This is a genomic window from Streptomyces sp. NPDC034084, from assembly GCF_055575535.1.
Map to the genome: position 1 here is coordinate 144,231 of NZ_JBVISK010000001.1, position 17,687 is coordinate 161,917.

Genomic DNA, 17,687 nt, shown 5'->3' on the forward strand with positions numbered 1-17,687 from the left:
CTCCGTACGAGCTTCGTACGGCGGCGGGTCCGGTCAGCCGACGAGGCTGTCGTCGAGCTCCTCCGTCAGGTTGGACTCGGTCCCGGGGATGCCCAGGTCCTGCGCCCGCTTGTCGGCCATCGCGAGGAGCCGGCGGATCCGGCCGGCCACCGCGTCCTTGGTGAGCGGCGGGTCGGCGAGCGCGCCCAGCTCCTCCAGGGATGCCTGCTTGTGCTCCATGCGGAGCCGGCCGGCCGCGGCGAGGTGCTCGGGCACCTCCTCGCCGAGGATCTCCAGGGCGCGCTGCACGCGGGCCCCGGCGGCGACGGCCGCGCGGGCCGAGCGGCGCAGGTTGGCGTCGTCGAAGTTGGCCAGGCGGTTGGCGGTGGCGCGGACCTCGCGCCGCATCCGCCGCTCCTCCCAGGCGAGCACCGACTCGTGCGCGCCGAGGCGCGTCAGCAGGGCGCCGATCGCGTCACCGTCACGGACGACGACCCGGTCCACGCCCCGCACCTCGCGGGCCTTCGCCGCGATGGAGAGCCGGCGGGCCGCGCCGACCAGGGCGAGGGCGGCCTCCGGACCCGGGCAGGTCACCTCCAGGGAGGACGAGCGACCGGGCTCGGTCAGCGAGCCGTGCGCGAGGAACGCGCCGCGCCAGGCCGCCTCGGCGTCACAGGTCGCGCCGGAGACCACCTGCGGGGGAAGGCCCCGGATGGGGCGGCCGCGGCCGTCCACGAGACCTGTCTGCCGGGCCAGCTGGTCACCGCCCGCCACCACCCGCACCACGAACCGCGAGCCGCGCCGCAGACCGCCGGGGGCCATCACGATCAGCTCCGAGCTGTGCCCGAAGATCTCCAGGATGTCCCGCTTGAGGCGGCGGGCCGCCATCGCGGTGTCCAGCTCCGCCTCGATCACGATGCGGCCGCTCACCAGGTGCAGCCCGCCCGCGAACCGCAGGATCGACGAGACCTCTGCCTTCCTGCAGCAGGTCCGGGTGACGGGAAGCCGGGAGATCTCGTCCTTCACCGCTGCCGTCATCGCCATGGGCCGATCCTTCCATGCATCCGAAAAATACGGTCGTACGCGGCGGCCAACAGCTCCGGGTCATGCTTCGCGGAGCCGTCGGGCCCGGCCACCGGCGCCAGCTCGACCGCGGCACCGAGCCGCTTGGCGGCATCGGCGAGAGACTCACGATCGGGCACGGCGGCCTCGTCGGCCAGCACCACGTCCAGGGCGAGTTTAGGGGCGTGTCGTCCCAAAACCTCCAAATGACGCTGCGGTGAGAAGCCCTCGGTTTCTCCGGGCTGCGGCGCGAGGTTCAGCGAGAGCACCTTCCGGGCCTTCGTCTCGACCAGGGCGTCGAGGAGCTCGGGGACGAGCAGGTGCGGGATCACCGAGGAGAACCAGGAGCCGGGACCGAGCACCACCCAGTCCGCGTCCAGGACCGCCGCGACCGCCTCGGGCACGGCCGGCGGGTCGGGCGGCACGAGGTGCACGGACTGCACCTCGCCCGGGGTGAGCGCCACGGTCGCCTGGCCGCGCACGGTGTCCACGTCGTCCGGCCGCTCCGGGTCGTGGCCCCGGACCAGGGCCTGGAGCTCCAGGGGCACGGCCGACATGGGGAGCACCCGGCCCTGGGCGCCGAGCAGCCGGCCGACCAGGTCGAGGGCCTGGACGGGGTCGCCGAGCTGCTCCCAGAGGGCGACGATCAGCAGGTTGCCGACGGCGTGGCCGTGCATCTCGCCCTTGGACTGGAAGCGGTGCTGGATCACCCGGGCCCAGGTCTGGCCCCAGTCGTCGTCGCCGCAGAGCGCGGCGAGCGCCTTGCGGAGATCGCCCGGGGGCAGCACGCCGAGCTCCTCCCGGAGCCGGCCGCTGGAGCCGCCGTCGTCGGCGACGGTGACGACGGCGGTGAGGTCGCCGGTGATCCGGCGGAGCGCGGCGAGGGAGGCCGACAGGCCCATGCCGCCACCGAGCGCGACCACCTTGGGCTGGGCGCCGCGCCTGCGGAGCGTACGCCGCACCGTGAGGGTGGAGGCACGCCGACGGTACGGCTTCACTCGCGCCCCATGTCCCGGTGGACGACGACGGTCTCGACCCCTTCGGAGGCGAGGCGGGCGGCGAGGCGCTCGGCGGTGGCCACGGAGCGGTGCTTGCCGCCCGTGCAGCCCACGGCGATGGTCACGTACCGCTTGCCCTCGCGGCGGTAGCCCGCGGCGATCAGCTGGAGCAGCTCGGTGTAGCGGTCGAGGAACTCCTTGGCGCCTGGCTGGTTGTAGACGTAGTTCGACACCTCCTCGTTGAGGCCGGTGAAGGGCCGCAGCTCGGGGACCCAGTGCGGGTTCGGCAGGAAGCGCATGTCGACGACGAGGTCGGCGTCGACCGGCAGGCCGTACTTGAAGCCGAAGGACATCACGGTGGCCCGGAGCTCGGGCTCCTCGTCGCCGGCGAACTGGGCGTCCATCTTGGCGCGCAGCTCGTGGACGTTGAGGCTGGAGGTGTCGATCACCAGGTCGGCGTCGCCGCGCAGCTCGCGCAGCAGGTCGCGCTCGGCGGCGATGCCGTCGGTGATGCGGCCGTCGCCCTGGAGCGGGTGGGGCCTGCGGACCGACTCGAAGCGCCGGACCAGGGCCTCGTCGGAGGACTCCAGGAAGACGATCCGGCGGGTGACCTGCTTGGCGTCCAGGTCGGCGAGGGACTCCCTGAGGTTGTCGAAGAACTGCCGGCCGCGGACGTCCACGACGACGGCGATCCGGGCGACGTTGCCCTGGGAGCGGGCGCCGAGCTCCACCATCGTGGGAATCAGCGCGGGCGGCAGGTTGTCCACGACGAACCAGCCGAGGTCCTCCAGACACTTCGCCGCGGTGGACCGGCCCGCTCCGGACATGCCGGAGATGATCACCAGTTCGGGAATGGCCGCCTCGGCGCCGTTGTCGCCGGGGGTCTCCTTCGTGCCCGTACTCACGTCTCCTGCTCCGTCTTCTCGGTCGTGCTCGTCGTGCGTGTGGCGCTCGCTCATGCGGTGGTGCCCCCGTCGTCTTCCATGATCTCTCCTGTGGCCGTGTTCACGGCGGGCGCGGCGGGGGCCGCCTGGGCCAGGGCCACGGCGACCGCCTCCGCGGTCTTCCGGCCGAAGCCGGGGACCTCACAGATCTGCTCGATTGTCGCCTGCCTGAGCCGCTTCACCGAGCCGAAATGCTTGATCAAGGCCTGTTTGCGGGACTCCCCGAGGCCGGGGACGGCGTCGAGCGGGCTGGTCCGGAGGCGTTTGGTCCGCTTGGACCGCTGGTAGCGGATGGCGAAGTCGTGAGCCGTGTCACGCACCCGCTGGAGCAGGTAGAGGCCCTCGCTGGAGCGGGGCAGCACCACCGGGTCGTCGTCGCCGGGCAGCCAGACCTCCTCCAGGCGCTTGGCGAGCCCGCAGACCGCGACGTCGTCGATGCCGAGCTCGTCGAGGGCGCGGCGGGCGGCGGCGACCTGCGGCTGCCCGCCGTCGACGACGACGAGCTGCGGCGGGTACGCGAAACGCTTGGGCCGTCCGTCGTCCTCGGCGGTCTCCGCCGGGACCTCGCCGCCGGCCGGCACGTCGCCGTCGCCGGCCGGGCCCCACTCCCCCGTACGGTCCTTCTCGGCGAGGTAGCGCTTGAAGCGGCGGCTGATCACCTCGTGCATGGACCGGACGTCGTCCTGGCCCTCGAAGCCCTTGATCTGGAAGCGGCGGTACTCGCTCTTGCGGGGCAGGCCGTCCTCGAAGACGACCATCGAGGCGACGACGTCCTCGCCCTGGAGGTGCGAGATGTCGAAGCACTCGATCCGCAGCGGCGCCGAGTCCAGGTCCAGGGCCTCGGCGATCTCCTCCAGGGCCCGGGAGCGGGTGGTCAGGTCGCTGGCGCGCTTGGTCTTGTGCAGCACGAGCGCCTGCTGGGCGTTGCGCGCGACCGTCTCCATCAGGTCCTTCTTGTCGCCGCGCTGCGGGACGCGCAGCGAGACGAGGGAGCCGCGGCGGCCGGAGAGCCAGGCGGAGACGGCCTCGGTGTCCTCGGGCAGCGCGGGGACCAGGACCTCCTTGGGGACCGCGTCGCCGCTCTCCTCGCCGTACAGCTGCTGGAGGGCGTGCTCGACGAGCCCCGCCGTGTCGACGGCCTCGACCTTGTCCGTGACCCAGCCGCGCTGGCCCCGGACGCGTCCGCCGCGCACGTGGAAGATCTGGACGGCGGCCTCCAGCTCGTCCTCGGCGAGGGCGATCAGGTCGGCGTCGGTGGCGTCGGCGAGGACGACCGCGTTCTTCTCCATGGCCCGGCGCAGGGCCCCTATGTCGTCGCGGAGCCGGGCGGCCTTCTCGTACTCCATGTCCTCGGCCGCGATCATCATCTGCTTCTCGAGCCTGCGGATGTACGTGCCGGTGCGGCCGGCCATGAAGTCGCCGAAGTCCTCGGCCAGTTCGCGGTGCTCCTCGGGCGAGACCCGGCCGACGCAGGGCGCCGAGCACTTGCCGATGTAGCCGAGGAGGCAGGGCCGCCCGGCGGAGGCGGCGTTACGGAACACCCCCGCCGAGCACGTCCGCACGGGGAACACCCGCAGCATCAGGTCGACGGTCTCGCGGATCGCCCACGCGTGCGCGTACGGCCCGAAGTAGCGCACGCCCTTCTTCTTGTGGCCGCGCATGACCTGGACGCGCGGGAACTCCTCGTTCATCGTCACCGCGAGGTACGGATAGCTCTTGTCGTCCCGGTACTTGACGTTGAACCGGGGGTCGAACTCCTTGATCCAGGAGTACTCCAGCTGCAGCGCCTCGACCTCGGTGGACACCACGGTCCACTCCACGGAGGCGGCCGTGGTCACCATGGTGGCCGTGCGCGGGTGCAGGCTCGTGAGCGGCTGGAAGTAGTTCGCCAGCCGCTGGCGCAGGGACTTCGCCTTCCCCACGTAGATCACCCGACGGTGCTCGTCGCGGAACTTGTAGACCCCCGGCGAGTCGGGGATCTGACCCGGCTTGGGGCGGTAGCTGGAGGGGTCTGCCATGCTCACCACCCTACTGGCGCCCACGGACACTCCGACCGCGCCAGGCGGCCGCCCCGCGCCGCTGTGGGCACCGCCCTGCGGGACGATCGCCCACACGGGCGGAGCCCCCGCCCCGGCACGGCCGCGGGCCCGTACGGCGGGGCGGGGCCGGCGCTCAGGCCCGTCGAGGTGTGCGCCGACGCCGGCGGATCGTCACGGCGGCCGCCAGCACGACCACCGCACCCGCACCCGCCGCCACGACACCCGGTTCCTCATGGGCCGCCGGCGCCGCCCCGTAACCCCCTGCCGCTCCCCGCCGCGCGTACGACGAGCCGGGCAGCTTGTCGCCGTACGCGGCGGTGACGCGCTGCCGGTACGCCGCGAGGCTCGTCCCGTCGCGGCCGACGGCCCGTACCGCGTCCTCGTCCAGCGGCAGCACCTTCGCGCCCCGCTGGACGTACCACGCGTCGATCTGCGGCTCGCGGAAGACCAGCCCGCCGCCGCCCATCTCCGCGTACCGGATCTCGTCGTCGCCGGTGGCGATGTTCACCACCTGCCAGCCGCCCGGCTGCTTCACCGTCCACAGTGAGGCCTTCTGGCCGTCCGAGGCGACGGCCCGGCTGGCGCGGAACTCGACGCGGGCGACCGGCGCGCCGGGCTTCCCGGCGACGAAGTCCGGGGACAGGAGCCGCACGGGGACGGAGGCGCCCTCGACGCGGGGCGCGGCCGCCGTGCGGGAGAGGGCGCCGTCGCGGGCGAAGAACCGGGACAGGGTGTCCAGGGTCTGCGGCGCGGAGGCGGCCTTTTCGGGGGTCGGCGCGGGCGGGAGGCTCTCGGCGGCGGCCGCCGGGAGCGCCCCGAGGAGGACGAGGGCGGCGGTGGCGAGGAGGCCGGCTCCCGTGGCTCGTGCGTTCATCGTCGTCACGCCCCGATCCGGTAGAGGGAGTGGGTCCAGGAGAAGGAGCCGTTGTTCACGTACCAGGCGTGCGAGGCCCAGTTGTAGCGGTCGCTGGAGGGCCAGGGGTCGCCCCAGTAGACCCAGCTGTTCGCGTCGTCGTAGCCGTAGATCACATGCATGTGGCCGCCGCCGCTCGACCACTGGATCCGTGTCTCGACCGGCCGGTCGGCGTTGATCTCGGTCTGGACGGTGGAGTAGCGCAGCCAGCCGTCGACGTACGAGCCGGGGCTGATGCCCGCCCAGCTCAGTCCGGTCTGGACGTTGCCGAGCGTGGCCTGCCAGTTGGGGCAGTCGTAGCCCTGCTGGCGGTTGAAGGCGGCGTTGCAGAACTGGTTCTGGCTGTAGTTCCGGCCGTACCAGGTGGCGATGGTGTTGCCGCTCGCCGCCCAGCACCAGTTGGTCTTCTGCTGGGCCTGCATCGTGATGTTCAGCCGCTTGGAGCCGAGGACGGAGAGGTCCTCACCGGCCGGGGCGGCGGAGGCGGCGGAGGGCACGGCAGGCGCGACGGCGGCGGGCGCGGCGGCGGCCGGGGTGGTGGGGACGAGGAAGAGGGCGGCTGCGGCGAGTGCCGCGAGGTTCAGCTTTCTTCTGCGCATCGCGTTCCTCCCAGGAGCTGGGGATGAGGGGGGTGGAGGAGCGCGTCCGGACGCTGGTCAGGAGCATCGGCCGTTGTCGTGGCCGGGTCAACACGCTTCAATGCGGGGTGACATCGGACTGTGAACGGTGTGACCCGGGTGTGAACGGACACCCCGGGCCCACCTGCCCGCCCACCCCTCGCGGTGCGACGGTCCCCGCCCCCGTCGTGAACGTTCACCGAGGAGTCCTCGTGAGCCACACCGAGGCCGATCTGGCGCAGCTGCTGCACACCGGCCCCTTCCATCTGGCGCTGCGCACCGCCCTCGCCGTGCGCGGGCTGCCGCTCCAGCGGGTCCAGCACCATCTGGCGCACCGGGGCGTCAAGGTCGGGGTGACGAGCTTGAGCTACTGGCAGCAGGGCGCCCGCCGTCCGCAGCGGCCGGAGTCCCTGAAGGCCGTCCGGGCCCTGGAGGAGGTGCTTCAGCTGCCCGGGAACTCGCTGCTGCGACTCCTGACGGAGGACTCGGCGGCCCGTTCCGAGGTGGAGCGCCCGGCGGCCCGCTCGTACCGCTCACTGCTGGAGGCCTCGGGCTCGATCGAGGAGCTGATCGCGGGCCTGGAGTCCCCGACGGACGGCGGGCTGCACACGGTGGGGCACCACGAGCGGGTACGGATCGGGGCGGGGCGGGAGCTGGTGGGGCGCGAGTCGCAGCATGTGGTGCGGGCGCATCGGGACGGCGTGGACCGCTACCTCGCCATCCACCACGGCGACCCCGGCTGCGATCCGTCCCGGGTGGTGGTGCGGGCGGTGGAGAACTGCCGGACGGGGCGGGTGCGGTGGCATGCCGACACGGGCGTGCTGGTCGCGGAGCTGCTCTTCGACGTGCGGCTGCGGGCCGGGGACACGTACCTGTTCTCGTACGGTTTCGAGGACGGTACGGCGGGTCCGAGCGGGGAGTACGTGCGCGGGTTCAGCTTCGCGGGCGGGCAGTACGCGCTCCAGGTCCGCTTCGACGAGGCGGCGCTTCCGGTGCGGTGCCGGAGGTTCGCGCAGTCCTCGGCGGGGGCGCCGCGCGGCGGCCGTGCGGAGCTGACGCTGAGTGGCCGGCACCGCACGGTGCACGTCGTGGAGCAGGGGGTACGGCCGGGGATCCTGGGGATCGACTGGGACTGGGCGTGACCGCCGGGCTCCGGGCCGCTCAGGCCGTGGGGCCCTCGGGACCGGCGACCAGCTTGCCGTTCTCGACCCGGATCGGGACCTCGGGGAGCGGGACGGTGGCGGGGCCGTGGAGGGCCTTGCCGGTCGTGACGTCGAAGCGGCTGCCGTGGCAGGGGCAGTTCCCCTCGTTCGCCTCGACCTTGTCGAGGACGCAGCCGGCGTGGGTGCACTGGGCGCTGAAGGCCTTGTACCGGCCCTCGGCCGGGCAGCTCACTACGAGCCGCTGCTCCCGGTAGAGCTTGGAACCGCCGACCGGCACCTCGTCCGGGGCGCCGAGCGGGACCGGCGCGGTCGGGGTCGGGGCCTGGGCGTGGCCGAGCTTGGACTCGGTGGAGCAGGCGGCGACTCCCAGCCCCGCGGCTCCGGCGAGGGCCGCGCCTTTGAGTACGGTGCGGCGGCTGGACTGGCCGGACATGAGCGCTCCACGGTGAGATCGGGGACAAGACACCCCAGGGGGGACCGAACCGACGATACCGGCGGGCCCCGGAGGGCCGACCGGCGGGCCTGACGTGGGAGGCGGGGCCCGGGTGGGGCCCCGCCTCGGTGTCACGCCGTGGCTTCACGCCGTGGCCGTCACGCCTTGCGGGCGCGGGCCGTCGCCTTCTTGGCGGTGGCCTTGGTGGCGCTCGCCTTCGTGGCCGCGGCCTTCTTCGTGCCGGTCGCACTCTTGGCGGCCGTCTTCTTGGCGGGGGCCTTCTTCGCCGCCGCCTTCTTCGCTCCGCGGGCCGCCGGGATCGTCCCGACCGCGTCGCTGATCCGGTCGGCGCCGAGGATCTCGCGCAGGAACTTGCCGGTGTGGCTCTCGGGAACCGAGGCGACCTCCTCCGGCGTGCCCTCGGCGACCACCAGACCGCCGCCGCTGCCGCCCTCCGGACCCATGTCGATGACCCAGTCCGCGGTCTTGATGACATCGAGGTTGTGCTCGATGACGATCACCGAGTTGCCCTTGTCGACCAGGTTGGACAGCACCTTGATCAGCTTCGAGATGTCCTCGAAGTGCAGACCGGTGGTCGGCTCGTCGAGCACGTAGACCGTGCGGCCCGTCGAGCGCTTCTGGAGCTCGGAGGCGAGCTTCACGCGCTGCGCCTCGCCGCCGGAGAGCGTCGGCGCGGACTGGCCGAGGCGGACGTAGCCGAGGCCGACCTCGTTGAGCGTGCGCAGGTGCCGGGCGATGGTCGGGACGGCCTCGAAGAAGTCGAGGGCCTCCTCGATCGGCATGTTCAGGACCTCGGCGATGGACTTGCCCTTGTAGTGGACCTCCAGGGTCTCCCGGTTGTACCGGTCGCCGTGGCAAACCTCGCACGGGACGTAGACGTCCGGGAGGAAGTTCATCTCGATCTTGATCGTGCCGTCACCGGAGCAGTTCTCGCAGCGGCCGCCCTTGACGTTGAAGGAGAAGCGGCCGGGCAGGTAACCCCGGACCTTGGCCTCCATCGTCTCGGCGAAGAGCCTGCGGACGTGGTCGAAGACGCCGGTGTACGTCGCCGGGTTCGACCGCGGGGTGCGGCCGATCGGGGACTGGTCGACGTGCACGACCTTGTCGACGAGGTCGTCGCCGTCCACGCGCGTGTGCCGTCCGGGCACCGACTTGGCACCGTTCAGCTCACGCGCCAGGTGGGTGTAGAGGATGTCGTTGACCAGGGTCGACTTGCCGGAGCCGGAGACTCCGGTGACGGCGGTGAGGACGCCCAGCGGGAAGGAGACGTCGATGTCCCGCAGGTTGTTCTCGCGGGCCCCGTGCACGGTGAGGCGGCGTCCGGGGTCCACCGGACGGCGGATGTCCGGGGTGGCGATCGCCCGGCGGCCGGACAGGTACTGCCCGGTCATCGACTCCTCGTTGGCGAGGAGCTCCTTCAGGGAGCCGGAGTGGACGACCTTGCCGCCGTGCTCGCCGGCGCCGGGGCCGATGTCGACGACCCAGTCGGCGACCTTGATGGTGTCCTCGTCGTGCTCGACGACGATGAGCGTGTTGCCCATGTCCCGGAGCCGGACCAGGGTCTCGATGAGCCGGTGGTTGTCGCGCTGGTGGAGGCCGATGGACGGCTCGTCGAGCACGTACAGCACGCCGACCAGGCCGGAGCCGATCTGGGTGGCGAGCCGGATGCGCTGGGCCTCGCCGCCGGAGAGGGTGCCCGCCGCCCGGTTGAGCGAGAGGTAGTCGAGGCCGACGTCGACGAGGAAGCGCAGCCGCTCGTTGACCTCCTTGAGGACCCGCTCGGCGATCTTCTTGTCGCGGGCGTTGAGCGTGAGCCGGGCGAGGAACTCGGCGCAGTCGCTGATGGACATCGCGGAGACCTCGGCGATGGACCGGTCCATGACCGTGACCGCGAGGACGATCGGCTTGAGGCGCGTGCCCTCGCAGGTGGGGCAGGGCACCTCGCGCATGTAGCCCTCGAAGCGCTCGCGGCTGGAGTCGCTCTCGGCCTCGCTGTGGCGCCGCTTGACGAAGGAGACGGCGCCTTCGAAGGCCGGGGTGGTGTACGCCCGCTCGCGCCCGTAGCGGTTGCGGTAGCGGACCTCGACCTGGGTCTTGTGGCCGTGCATGAGCGCCTTCTTGGCGCGCTGCGGCAGCCCGGCGTACGGGATGTCCGTGCGGAAGCCGAGGGCCTGGGAGAGGCCGCCGATGAGCCGGCCGAAGTACTCCTTGGTGTGGCCGTGCGACCAGGGGTGGATGGCGCCCTCGTCGAGGGACTTCTCCTCGTCGGGGACGATCAGCTCCGGGTCGACCTCCATGCGGGTGCCGATGCCGGTGCAGTCGGGGCACGCGCCGAAGGGCGAGTTGAAGGAGAAGGAGCGCGGCTCCAGCTCCTCGAAGGACAGGTCGTCGTACGGGCAGTAGAGGTGCTCCGAGTACATCTTCTCGCGCTCGGGGTCGCCCTCCGGGAGGTCGACGAAGTCGAGCACGACCATGCCGCCGGAGAGTCCGAGCGCGGTCTCGACGGAGTCGGTGAGCCGGCGCTTGGCGCTGTCCTTCACGGTGAGGCGGTCGACGACCACCTCGATCGTGTGCTTCTCCTGCTTCTTCAGCGTCGGCGGCTCGGTGAGCTGCACGGTCACGCCGTCGACGCGCGCGCGGCTGTAGCCCTTGGTCTGGAGGTCGGCGAAGAGGTCGACGAACTCGCCCTTCCGCTCGCGCACGAGCGGGGAGAGCACCTGGAATCGGCTGCCCTCGGGGAGCTCCAGGACCTTGTCGACGATGGCCTGCGGCGACTGCCGGGAGATGGGCCGGCGGCACTCGGGACAGTGCGGTTTGCCGATGCGGGCGAAGAGCAGGCGGAGGTAGTCGTAGACCTCCGTGATGGTGCCGACCGTCGAGCGCGGGTTGCGCGAGGTCGACTTCTGGTCGATGGAGACCGCGGGCGAGAGACCTTCGATGAAGTCGACGTCCGGCTTGTCCATCTGGCCGAGGAACTGCCGGGCGTACGAGGAGAGCGACTCGACGTACCGGCGCTGCCCCTCGGCGAAGATCGTGTCGAACGCGAGGGAGGACTTGCCCGACCCCGAGAGCCCGGTGAAGACGATGAGGGAGTCACGCGGGAGGTCGAGCGAGACGTTCTTGAGGTTGTGCTCGCGAGCGCCACGAACGATGAGACGGTCGGCCACGCCGGTCCGCACCTTTCTTGAGAGAGCGGATGTGCCTGACACACCCAACAACCAAGGATGCCGGATGCTTCCATCGAGCCTATAGCACGTACATTCGATTTCCGGCCGCGTGGAGACCGCTTCACCCGAACGAGTGGCGGAGCCGGGGTGCCGAGCCCCCGTCGATCTGGCCGGACCGGTACGGAACCCCCTAGGGTCGGCGCCATGATCGACCACGAACTCGACCTTGCCTCCGTACGCGAGGCGACCGACCGGCTGATCGCCGACGTCGCCTCATGGGACAACGCCGCGGCGGCCGAGCCGTCACGGCTTCCGGGCTGGACCCGCGGCCATGTCCTCGCCCACCTCGCCCGTAACGCCGACGCTCTGGTGAACGTCCTCCAGGGCCGTCCCATGTACGCCGACGCCGCGACCCGGGACGCCGACATCGAGCGCGGCGCCGGCCGTCCGCTCGAGGCCCACCTCGCCGACCTGCGCGAGTCCGCCGAGCGCTTCCAGGCCGTCGGCGCGGAGCCCGCCGACTGGAGCCGCACGGTGGAGCTCCGCAACGGGGTCACCGACAGCGCCTCCCGGATCCCCTTCCGCCGCTGGGTGGAGGTGGCCCTGCACCACGTCGACCTGGGCGTCGGCTATGAGCTGGAGGACCTGCCCGAGGAGTTCGTCCTGCGGGAGATCGACTTCCTGGCGGACCGGTTCGCCGGCCACGAGGACGTGCCCTCGACCGCCCTCCGTGCCGACGAGGGCCGCAGCTGGACGCCGGACGGCGGGCTGCGGGAGGGCGGGATCTGGACGACCGGCGGTGGCGCCGAGGGAGGCCCCGTGGCCGTCTCCGGCCCCGCGCCGGAGCTCCTCGGCTGGCTCGCCGGCCGCCGCGACGGCTCCGCCCTGAAGGTCGAGGGCGGCTCTCTGCCCGCGCTTCCTCCGCTGTAGCCGCCGCTGTCACTCCCCGGAGCTAGTCTGAGGCCATGACGTACAGCGGAGTGGTGAAGGTCGGCGGTCCGGCGGACGTGCACGAGCTGACGGACCTGATGATCTCGAAGGTCGCGGTCGGCCCGATGGACAACAACGCGTACCTGCTGCGCTGCCGGGCGACCGGCGAGCAGCTGCTGATCGACGCGGCCAACGACGCCGGGACGCTGCTCACGCTGATCGGTGACGACGGCATCGCCGCCGTCGTCACCACCCACCGGCACGGCGACCACTGGCAGGCGCTGGAGGAGGTCGTCGCCGCGACCGGCGCCAGGACCTACGCGGGCGCGTACGACGCGGAGGGCATCCCGGTCCCGACGGACGTCCCCGTCGAGGACGGCGACACCATCCGGGTCGGCCGGGTCGAGCTGACCGCGCGCCGGCTGGTCGGGCACACCCCCGGCTCGATCGCCCTGGTCTACGACGACCCGCACGGCCACCCCCACGTCTTCACCGGCGACTGCCTCTTCCCCGGCGGGGTCGGCAACACCTGGAAGGACCCGGAGGCCTTCGCGAGCCTGATCCACGACGTGGAGACCAAGCTCTTCGCGGCCCTGCCCGACGAGTCCTGGATCTACCCCGGGCACGGCAGGGACACCACGCTCGGTGACGAGCGCCCGCATCTTCCCGAGTGGCGCGAGCGCGGCTGGTGACGCCCGGCGCGCACCCTCCGAGCTGCGCGCCTCCGCACGCCCCCGTAACCGTGGCGGCGGCGGGGTAGTTGGCGCGACATGCGCCACAGTCACCCTCCGTCGCCGGTCCGGCCGCCCTCGATGGGCCGGCTCGCCACCGCCTCGCTCGTCGGCACCGCCATCGAGTTCTTCGACTTCTTCGTCTACGGGACCGCCGCCGCCCTCGTCCTCGGGCCGCTCTTCTTCCCGACCTTCTCGCCCCTGGCCGGGACCCTGGCCGCCTTCGGCACCTTCGCCGCCGGTTTCCTCGCCCGCCCGATCGGCTCGGTGCTCTTCGGGCACATCGGCGACCGGTACGGCCGGCGGCCGGTGCTCTTCGCCTCGCTGCTCCTGACCGGCTGCGCCACGGTCGCGGTCGGCTGCGTCCCCTCGTACGGGACACTCGGCATCGCCGCCCCGGCGCTGCTGCTCACCCTCCGCTTCCTGCAGGGTCTCGGCCTGGGCGGCGAGTGGGGAGGGGCGGTCCTGCTCACCGCCGAACACGCCCCAGAGCGCCGGCGCGCGCTCTGGGCGAGCTTCCCGCAGATCGGCCCGGCGATCGGATTCCTCCTGGCGAACGGGGTGATGCTGGCGCTCACCGCCGGGCTGAGCGACGCGGAGTTCCGCTCCTGGGGCTGGCGGGTGCCGTTCTGGGCGGCGGGGCTGCTCGCGGCCGGCGGTCTGCTGCTGCGCTCCTCGCTGGCGGAGACTCCGCAGTTCGAGGAGCTGTCGGCGTCCGGGCGGCGCGCGGGCGCACCCCTGGCGGAGGTTCTCCGCGACCACTGGCGGCTCGTGCTGCTGACGGCCGGGGCGCTCGCGGTGGGGTACGCCGTCTTCTACACGGTCTCCACCTGGGCGCTGGCCTACGGCACCGAGCGGCTCGGGGTGAGCAGGACGGTGATGCTGAGCTGTGTCATGGCGGCGGTGGCGGTCAAGGGCGCCGTCACCCCGCTCGTGGCCCTCCTCGCCGACCGCTGGGGCCGCCGGCCGCTCTGTCTGGCGGGATGCGCGGCCTCCGCGCTCTGGATGTTCCCGATGGTGGCCCTGCTGCACACCGCGCGGCCGCTGCTGATGTTCCTCGGCTTCCTGGGCTCGCTGCTGGCCTTCGTCACCATGTTCGCGGTGGTCGCCGCGTACCTGCCGGAGCTGTACGAGCCCCGAGTCCGCTGCACCGGCGCCGCCGTCGGCTACAACCTGGCCGGCGTCCTGGGCGGCGCGCTGACCCCGCTCGTGGCCACGACGCTCTCCGAAGGCGGCTCGGGCCCGCCCTGGGGTGTCGCGGCCTACCTCACCCTGGTCGCCCTCCTGAGCCTCGGCTGCTTCGCCCTGCTCCCGGAGACGCTCCCGTCCCGCGCGGGCCGGCCGGCGGCCGAGCCCGCCGCCGCCTGAACGGTTCCGGCGGCGGACGCGGCGACGGCCGACCGGGAGAGATCCGGTCGGCCGTCGCCGTGTGCGGGGGGGGGCGTCAGGCCTCGACGCTGTCCTTCTCGTCCGCGCCGGTCACCTCGGCCGCGTCACGCTCGGCCTGCTTCTTGGAGGCGATCAGGCTGGTGATGGTCGTGATGACCAGGACACCGCCGATGAACGCCAACGAGAACGGGATGGTGATCTCCGGGACGTGCACCCCGGACTCGTGCAGGGCGTGCAGCACGAGCTTCACACCGATGAAGCCGAGGATCACCGACAGGCCGTAGCTGAGGTGGACCAGCTTCTTGAGCAGGCCGCCGATCAGGAAGTACAGCTGCCGCAGACCCATGAGGGCGAAGGCGTTGGCGGTGAAGACGATGTACGGGTCCTGGGTGAGACCGAAGATCGCCGGGATGGAGTCGAGGGCGAAGAGGATGTCGGTCGTGCCGATGGCCAGCATGACGACCATCAGCGGGGTCAGCACCCGCTTGCCGTTGGTGCGGATGAAGAGCTTGGTGCCGTGGTACCGGTCGGCGACGCCGAACTTCTTCTCAACGGTCTTGAGGAGACGGTTCTCCTCGAAGTCGTCCTCCTCGTCGTCGGAGCGCGCCTCCTGGATGAGCTTCCAGGCGGTGTAGATCAGGAACGCGCCGAAGATGTAGAAGACCCAGGAGAAGCTCGCGATGATCGCGGCGCCCGCGGCGATGAAGATCGCGCGGAGGACCAGGGCGATCAGCACGCCCACGAGCAGCACCCGCTGCTGGAGGTGGGAGGGGACCGAGAACTTCGCCATGATCAGCACGAAGACGAAGAGGTTGTCGACGCTGAGCGACTTCTCGGTGATGTAGCCCGCGAAGAACTCGCCGGCCGCCTGGCCGTTGCCGTACACCATCAGGCCGAGGCCGAAGAGCGCGGCGAGCACGATCCAGACGACCGTCCAGATTCCGGCTTCCTTGACCGACACGTCATGGGGCTTGCGCCCGATGAAGAAGTCGGCTCCGATCAGGGCACACAGACCGAGAATGGTCAGTACCCACAGGGTCATTGAAACGTCCACTGCGCCTCCGGCGTCGTACGGCTACTGATCAGCGTCGTCGCTGCCGGAGGTCTCTTCCACCCGGGCGGCGGACGGGCCGCCGGGCCGACGCCCCGGGATCGGATCGATGATCCGTCCGTATTGACGGGTACGCCGCGCTTGGGGAGTACTCCCCTCCGCACCAAGAACTCTACCCGGAAACCCAAGAAAAGGTAAAGAGGAGGGTAAAGAGCTGCCAAGACTCCAGGTCAGAGCTGCTTTCCATGGCGAGCGGACGCCACCCGCGTGAGGACCTGACGGAGGATCGCGCTGCCCGCCGGAAGGAACGGCGGCTCGTACGACCAGGCGTGACCGACCCATGGATCGGCCAGGTGGTCGTCGGGCACGGGGGTGAGGCGCAGCAGCGAGCGCCACAGGGGGTCGAGCAGCGGCCCGTACGCCGCCGCGTCCTCCCGGGCCGCGACCATCAGCAGATGGACCCCGACCGACGGGCCCTCGTCGGCGAGGTACCGCAGCCGGGTGACCGCCCGGTCGTCGAAGCCGTGCGGGAAGTCATGCACGATCAGCAGCTGCCGCGCCGTGTCCAGGCCGGGCGGCAACGCGTCCGCCGCGCCGCCCCGCAGCGCCATCTGGAGCAGGTCGACCCGCTCGGTGAGCTGCTCCAGGACCGCCGACACCCCGGCCGCGCCCCGGGCGGGCGGTGCGGCCGCTCCCGTCTCCACGAGCGGGGCGAGGGCGGCCGCGCCCGCACCCGCCGGGTCGACGACATGGACGGTGAACCCGCCGGCCGGGTGCGCCGCGAGGAGCCGCGCCGCGTGCGCCACCGCGCAGTCCAGGGCGAGCCGCCGCAGCTCGGCCTCGTCGAGGAGCGCGGCCGCCTCGGAGCCGCCGCGGCCGGAGTCGACCCAGAGGCCGCGCTCCAGCGGCAACCGCACGAGCAGGGGGATCCGCAGGTCGGTGCACTCGGGGAGGTGGAGGTCGCCGAGACGGACGGCCATCGGCTCCTCGGCCGGGACGCGGTACGCGTGCCAGACGGGGTTGTCCCAGCGGGCGTAGGCGGCGGGCAGCGCCGGCTCGACGACCTCGGACTCGGCGGCGAGCTGGGCGAGGTCCCGGTCCAGGACCTCCCGGGCGCGCTCCACGAGTTCGTCGTGGCGGGCGCGGGCGGCGGCCCGCGCCGCGTCGTTCGCGCCCCCGGCCCTGGCCCGGTAGTCGGTGAGGGCCTCGTCGAGCTCCCGGTCGAGCCGGGACTCCGCGAAGCCGCATGCGCTGCGGTAGGCGGCGGCGGTACGGGCCAGGTCCTCGAACATGCCCCACACCTGGTTGTAGAGCCGCTCGTCCATGGACCAGCCCGAAGCGTCCCCGGCGACCGGCGCGGGCGGGCCCTGCCGGGGCCCGGGTGCGGGTGCGGGGGCCGACTGGCGCCGGGGGTGGGAGTAGTCGAGGGGCCCGCCGCCGGCGCCGTCACCCGTCACGCGCGGGGGCGGCGGCGAGGCCGGTACCGGGCTCGGGTCCGGGGCGGTCGGCAGCGGTGTCGCCGGTGCCAGGGCCGGGTCCCCGGCACCCGGCACCGGCGCCGGCGCCGGTGCCAGGGCCGGGTCCGGGTCCGGGTCCGGGTCCGTCACGGTCGGCGGCGCCGTGTGGCGTACGCGCTCCGGTTCGGGAACCCGCGGGGCGGGCGCGGGGGCGACCTCCGGGGACACCGTCGCCAGGATCGCGGCGGCGAGCTCCGCCGGGCGCTCCAGGCCCTGGTCGCCGAGCAGGGCGGCCAGTCCGCCCTCGTACCCCTGGCCCATGGCACGGACCTTCCAGGCGCCCTGGCGGCGGTACAGCTCCAGGGCGACGACGGCGGACTCCGCGTCGAGGCCGGTGATGGTGTACGTGGCGATCTCGGTGCCGCCGGGACCGCCGACGGCGACGAACGGAGCGGCGAGGGCCCCGAAGCGCGCGGCTCCGCCGGTCAGCGCGAGGAGGACCGAGACGCGGTGGACGGCGCCGGGGACCGCCTCCAGGTCGACGGCGAGGCGGTGATCGGCGGCGGCCCGCCCGGGCACGTCGACACCGGGGAGGCAGGGCGAGCCGGGGTGGGCGATCCACTCCGCGCCCGCCACCCTGCCCTGCTCGTCGCCGAGGGTGGCGCCGGCGAGGACGGGATGACCGGCCGACACCCGGATCTCCAGTCGGGTCTCGGGCAGGGGGTGGTTCTGCCCACGGACCAGCTCGGCCGTCATCGTGTCTGTCCCCTCGGTGCTTCCGGGTGCGGATCAT

At 72.5% G+C, this 17,687-nt stretch carries 14 protein-coding genes; 4 read left to right on the top strand and 10 right to left on the bottom strand.

Going from position 1 to position 17,687, the window contains the following annotated elements; translation table 11 throughout:
- Positions 1-33: 33 nt before the first annotated feature.
- The 6 genes from whiA to ACZ51I_RS00710 all read right to left on the bottom strand — a co-directional run bounded on the left by whiA (position 34) and on the right by ACZ51I_RS00710 (position 6,534).
- Complete coding sequence (gene whiA, locus ACZ51I_RS00685; protein ID WP_030205188.1) at positions 34-1,023, bottom strand: DNA-binding protein WhiA; 990 nt, start codon at positions 1,021-1,023, stop codon at positions 34-36.
- Entirely contained in the window at positions 1,014-2,039 is a 1,026-nt protein-coding gene (locus ACZ51I_RS00690; protein WP_468870588.1) for a gluconeogenesis factor YvcK family protein, read from the bottom strand. Before ACZ51I_RS00690 ends, whiA begins: the two co-directional genes overlap by 10 nt.
- Complete coding sequence (gene rapZ / locus ACZ51I_RS00695; RefSeq protein ID WP_468870589.1) at positions 2,036-2,998, bottom strand: RNase adapter RapZ; 963 nt, start codon at positions 2,996-2,998, stop codon at positions 2,036-2,038. Before rapZ ends, ACZ51I_RS00690 begins: the two co-directional genes overlap by 4 nt.
- The gene (uvrC, locus tag ACZ51I_RS00700; protein WP_468870590.1) at positions 2,995-5,001 is read right to left on the bottom strand and encodes an excinuclease ABC subunit UvrC; all 2,007 of its coding nucleotides are present in this window, start codon (positions 4,999-5,001) and stop codon (positions 2,995-2,997) included. The genes rapZ and uvrC overlap by 4 nt, the downstream gene beginning before the upstream one ends.
- Positions 5,002-5,155: 154 nt before the next feature.
- On the bottom strand, positions 5,156-5,905 hold the full coding sequence (locus ACZ51I_RS00705) for a hypothetical protein (RefSeq protein ID WP_468870591.1): 750 nt from the start codon (positions 5,903-5,905) through the stop codon (positions 5,156-5,158).
- A complete protein-coding gene (locus ACZ51I_RS00710) occupies positions 5,902-6,534 on the bottom strand; it encodes a papain-like cysteine protease family protein (protein ID WP_468870592.1) in 633 nt (210 codons plus the stop codon). The genes ACZ51I_RS00705 and ACZ51I_RS00710 overlap by 4 nt, the downstream gene beginning before the upstream one ends.
- 230 nt (positions 6,535-6,764) lie before the next feature.
- Between ACZ51I_RS00710 and ACZ51I_RS00715 the strand changes: the two genes are divergently transcribed.
- Positions 6,765-7,694, top strand: coding sequence for a hypothetical protein (locus ACZ51I_RS00715; RefSeq protein ID WP_468870594.1), 930 nt, complete (start codon positions 6,765-6,767; stop codon positions 7,692-7,694).
- A 19-nt stretch (positions 7,695-7,713) separates the two neighbouring features.
- Here ACZ51I_RS00715 and ACZ51I_RS00720 read toward each other — a convergent pair whose 3' ends face one another.
- Entirely contained in the window at positions 7,714-8,148 is a 435-nt protein-coding gene (locus ACZ51I_RS00720; protein WP_468870595.1) for a Rieske (2Fe-2S) protein, read from the bottom strand.
- Positions 8,149-8,306: 158 nt separating this feature from the next.
- On the bottom strand, positions 8,307-11,336 hold the full coding sequence (uvrA, locus tag ACZ51I_RS00725) for an excinuclease ABC subunit UvrA (RefSeq protein WP_468870597.1): 3,030 nt from the start codon (positions 11,334-11,336) through the stop codon (positions 8,307-8,309).
- A 204-nt stretch (positions 11,337-11,540) separates the two neighbouring features.
- Between uvrA and ACZ51I_RS00730 the strand changes: the two genes are divergently transcribed.
- The 3 genes from ACZ51I_RS00730 to ACZ51I_RS00740 all read left to right on the top strand — a co-directional run bounded on the left by ACZ51I_RS00730 (position 11,541) and on the right by ACZ51I_RS00740 (position 14,365).
- Complete coding sequence (locus tag ACZ51I_RS00730; RefSeq protein ID WP_468870599.1) at positions 11,541-12,266, top strand: maleylpyruvate isomerase family mycothiol-dependent enzyme; 726 nt, start codon at positions 11,541-11,543, stop codon at positions 12,264-12,266.
- A gap of 35 nt (positions 12,267-12,301) precedes the next feature.
- Complete coding sequence (locus tag ACZ51I_RS00735; protein ID WP_468870600.1) at positions 12,302-12,958, top strand: MBL fold metallo-hydrolase; 657 nt, start codon at positions 12,302-12,304, stop codon at positions 12,956-12,958.
- Positions 12,959-13,078: 120 nt separating this feature from the next.
- Positions 13,079-14,365, top strand: a complete 1,287-nt coding sequence (locus ACZ51I_RS00740; protein WP_468871660.1) for an MFS transporter — start codon at positions 13,079-13,081, stop codon at positions 14,363-14,365.
- A 76-nt stretch (positions 14,366-14,441) separates the two neighbouring features.
- Here the strand turns inward: ACZ51I_RS00740 and ACZ51I_RS00745 are convergent, their stop codons facing one another.
- Together ACZ51I_RS00745 and ACZ51I_RS00750 are read right to left on the bottom strand one after the other, a co-directional pair.
- Complete coding sequence (locus ACZ51I_RS00745; protein WP_468870601.1) at positions 14,442-15,440, bottom strand: TerC family protein; 999 nt, start codon at positions 15,438-15,440, stop codon at positions 14,442-14,444.
- 227 nt (positions 15,441-15,667) lie between these two features.
- The gene (locus ACZ51I_RS00750) at positions 15,668-17,650 is read right to left on the bottom strand and encodes a TerD family protein (RefSeq protein ID WP_468870602.1); all 1,983 of its coding nucleotides are present in this window, start codon (positions 17,648-17,650) and stop codon (positions 15,668-15,670) included.
- Between the last annotated feature and the right edge of the window lie 37 nt (positions 17,651-17,687).

What these genes read in the sequence shown, in the direction of transcription:
- ACZ51I_RS00720 (WP_468870595.1), bottom strand. Translation starts at nt 8,148, where the DNA reads ATGTCCGGCCAGTCCAGCCGCCGCACCGTACTCAAAGGCGCGGCCCTC.
- ACZ51I_RS00735 (WP_468870600.1), top strand. Translation starts at nt 12,302, where the DNA reads ATGACGTACAGCGGAGTGGTGAAGGTCGGCGGTCCGGCGGACGTGCAC.
- ACZ51I_RS00740 (WP_468871660.1), top strand. Translation starts at nt 13,079, where the DNA reads ATGGGCCGGCTCGCCACCGCCTCGCTCGTCGGCACCGCCATCGAGTTC.
- ACZ51I_RS00710 (WP_468870592.1), bottom strand. Translation starts at nt 6,534, where the DNA reads ATGCGCAGAAGAAAGCTGAACCTCGCGGCACTCGCCGCAGCCGCCCTC.
- uvrC (WP_468870590.1), bottom strand. Translation starts at nt 5,001, where the DNA reads ATGGCAGACCCCTCCAGCTACCGCCCCAAGCCGGGTCAGATCCCCGAC.
- ACZ51I_RS00750 (WP_468870602.1), bottom strand. Translation starts at nt 17,650, where the DNA reads ATGACGGCCGAGCTGGTCCGTGGGCAGAACCACCCCCTGCCCGAGACC.
- rapZ (WP_468870589.1), bottom strand. Translation starts at nt 2,998, where the DNA reads ATGAGCGAGCGCCACACGCACGACGAGCACGACCGAGAAGACGGAGCA.
- ACZ51I_RS00730 (WP_468870599.1), top strand. Translation starts at nt 11,541, where the DNA reads ATGATCGACCACGAACTCGACCTTGCCTCCGTACGCGAGGCGACCGAC.
- whiA (WP_030205188.1), bottom strand. Translation starts at nt 1,023, where the DNA reads ATGGCGATGACGGCAGCGGTGAAGGACGAGATCTCCCGGCTTCCCGTC.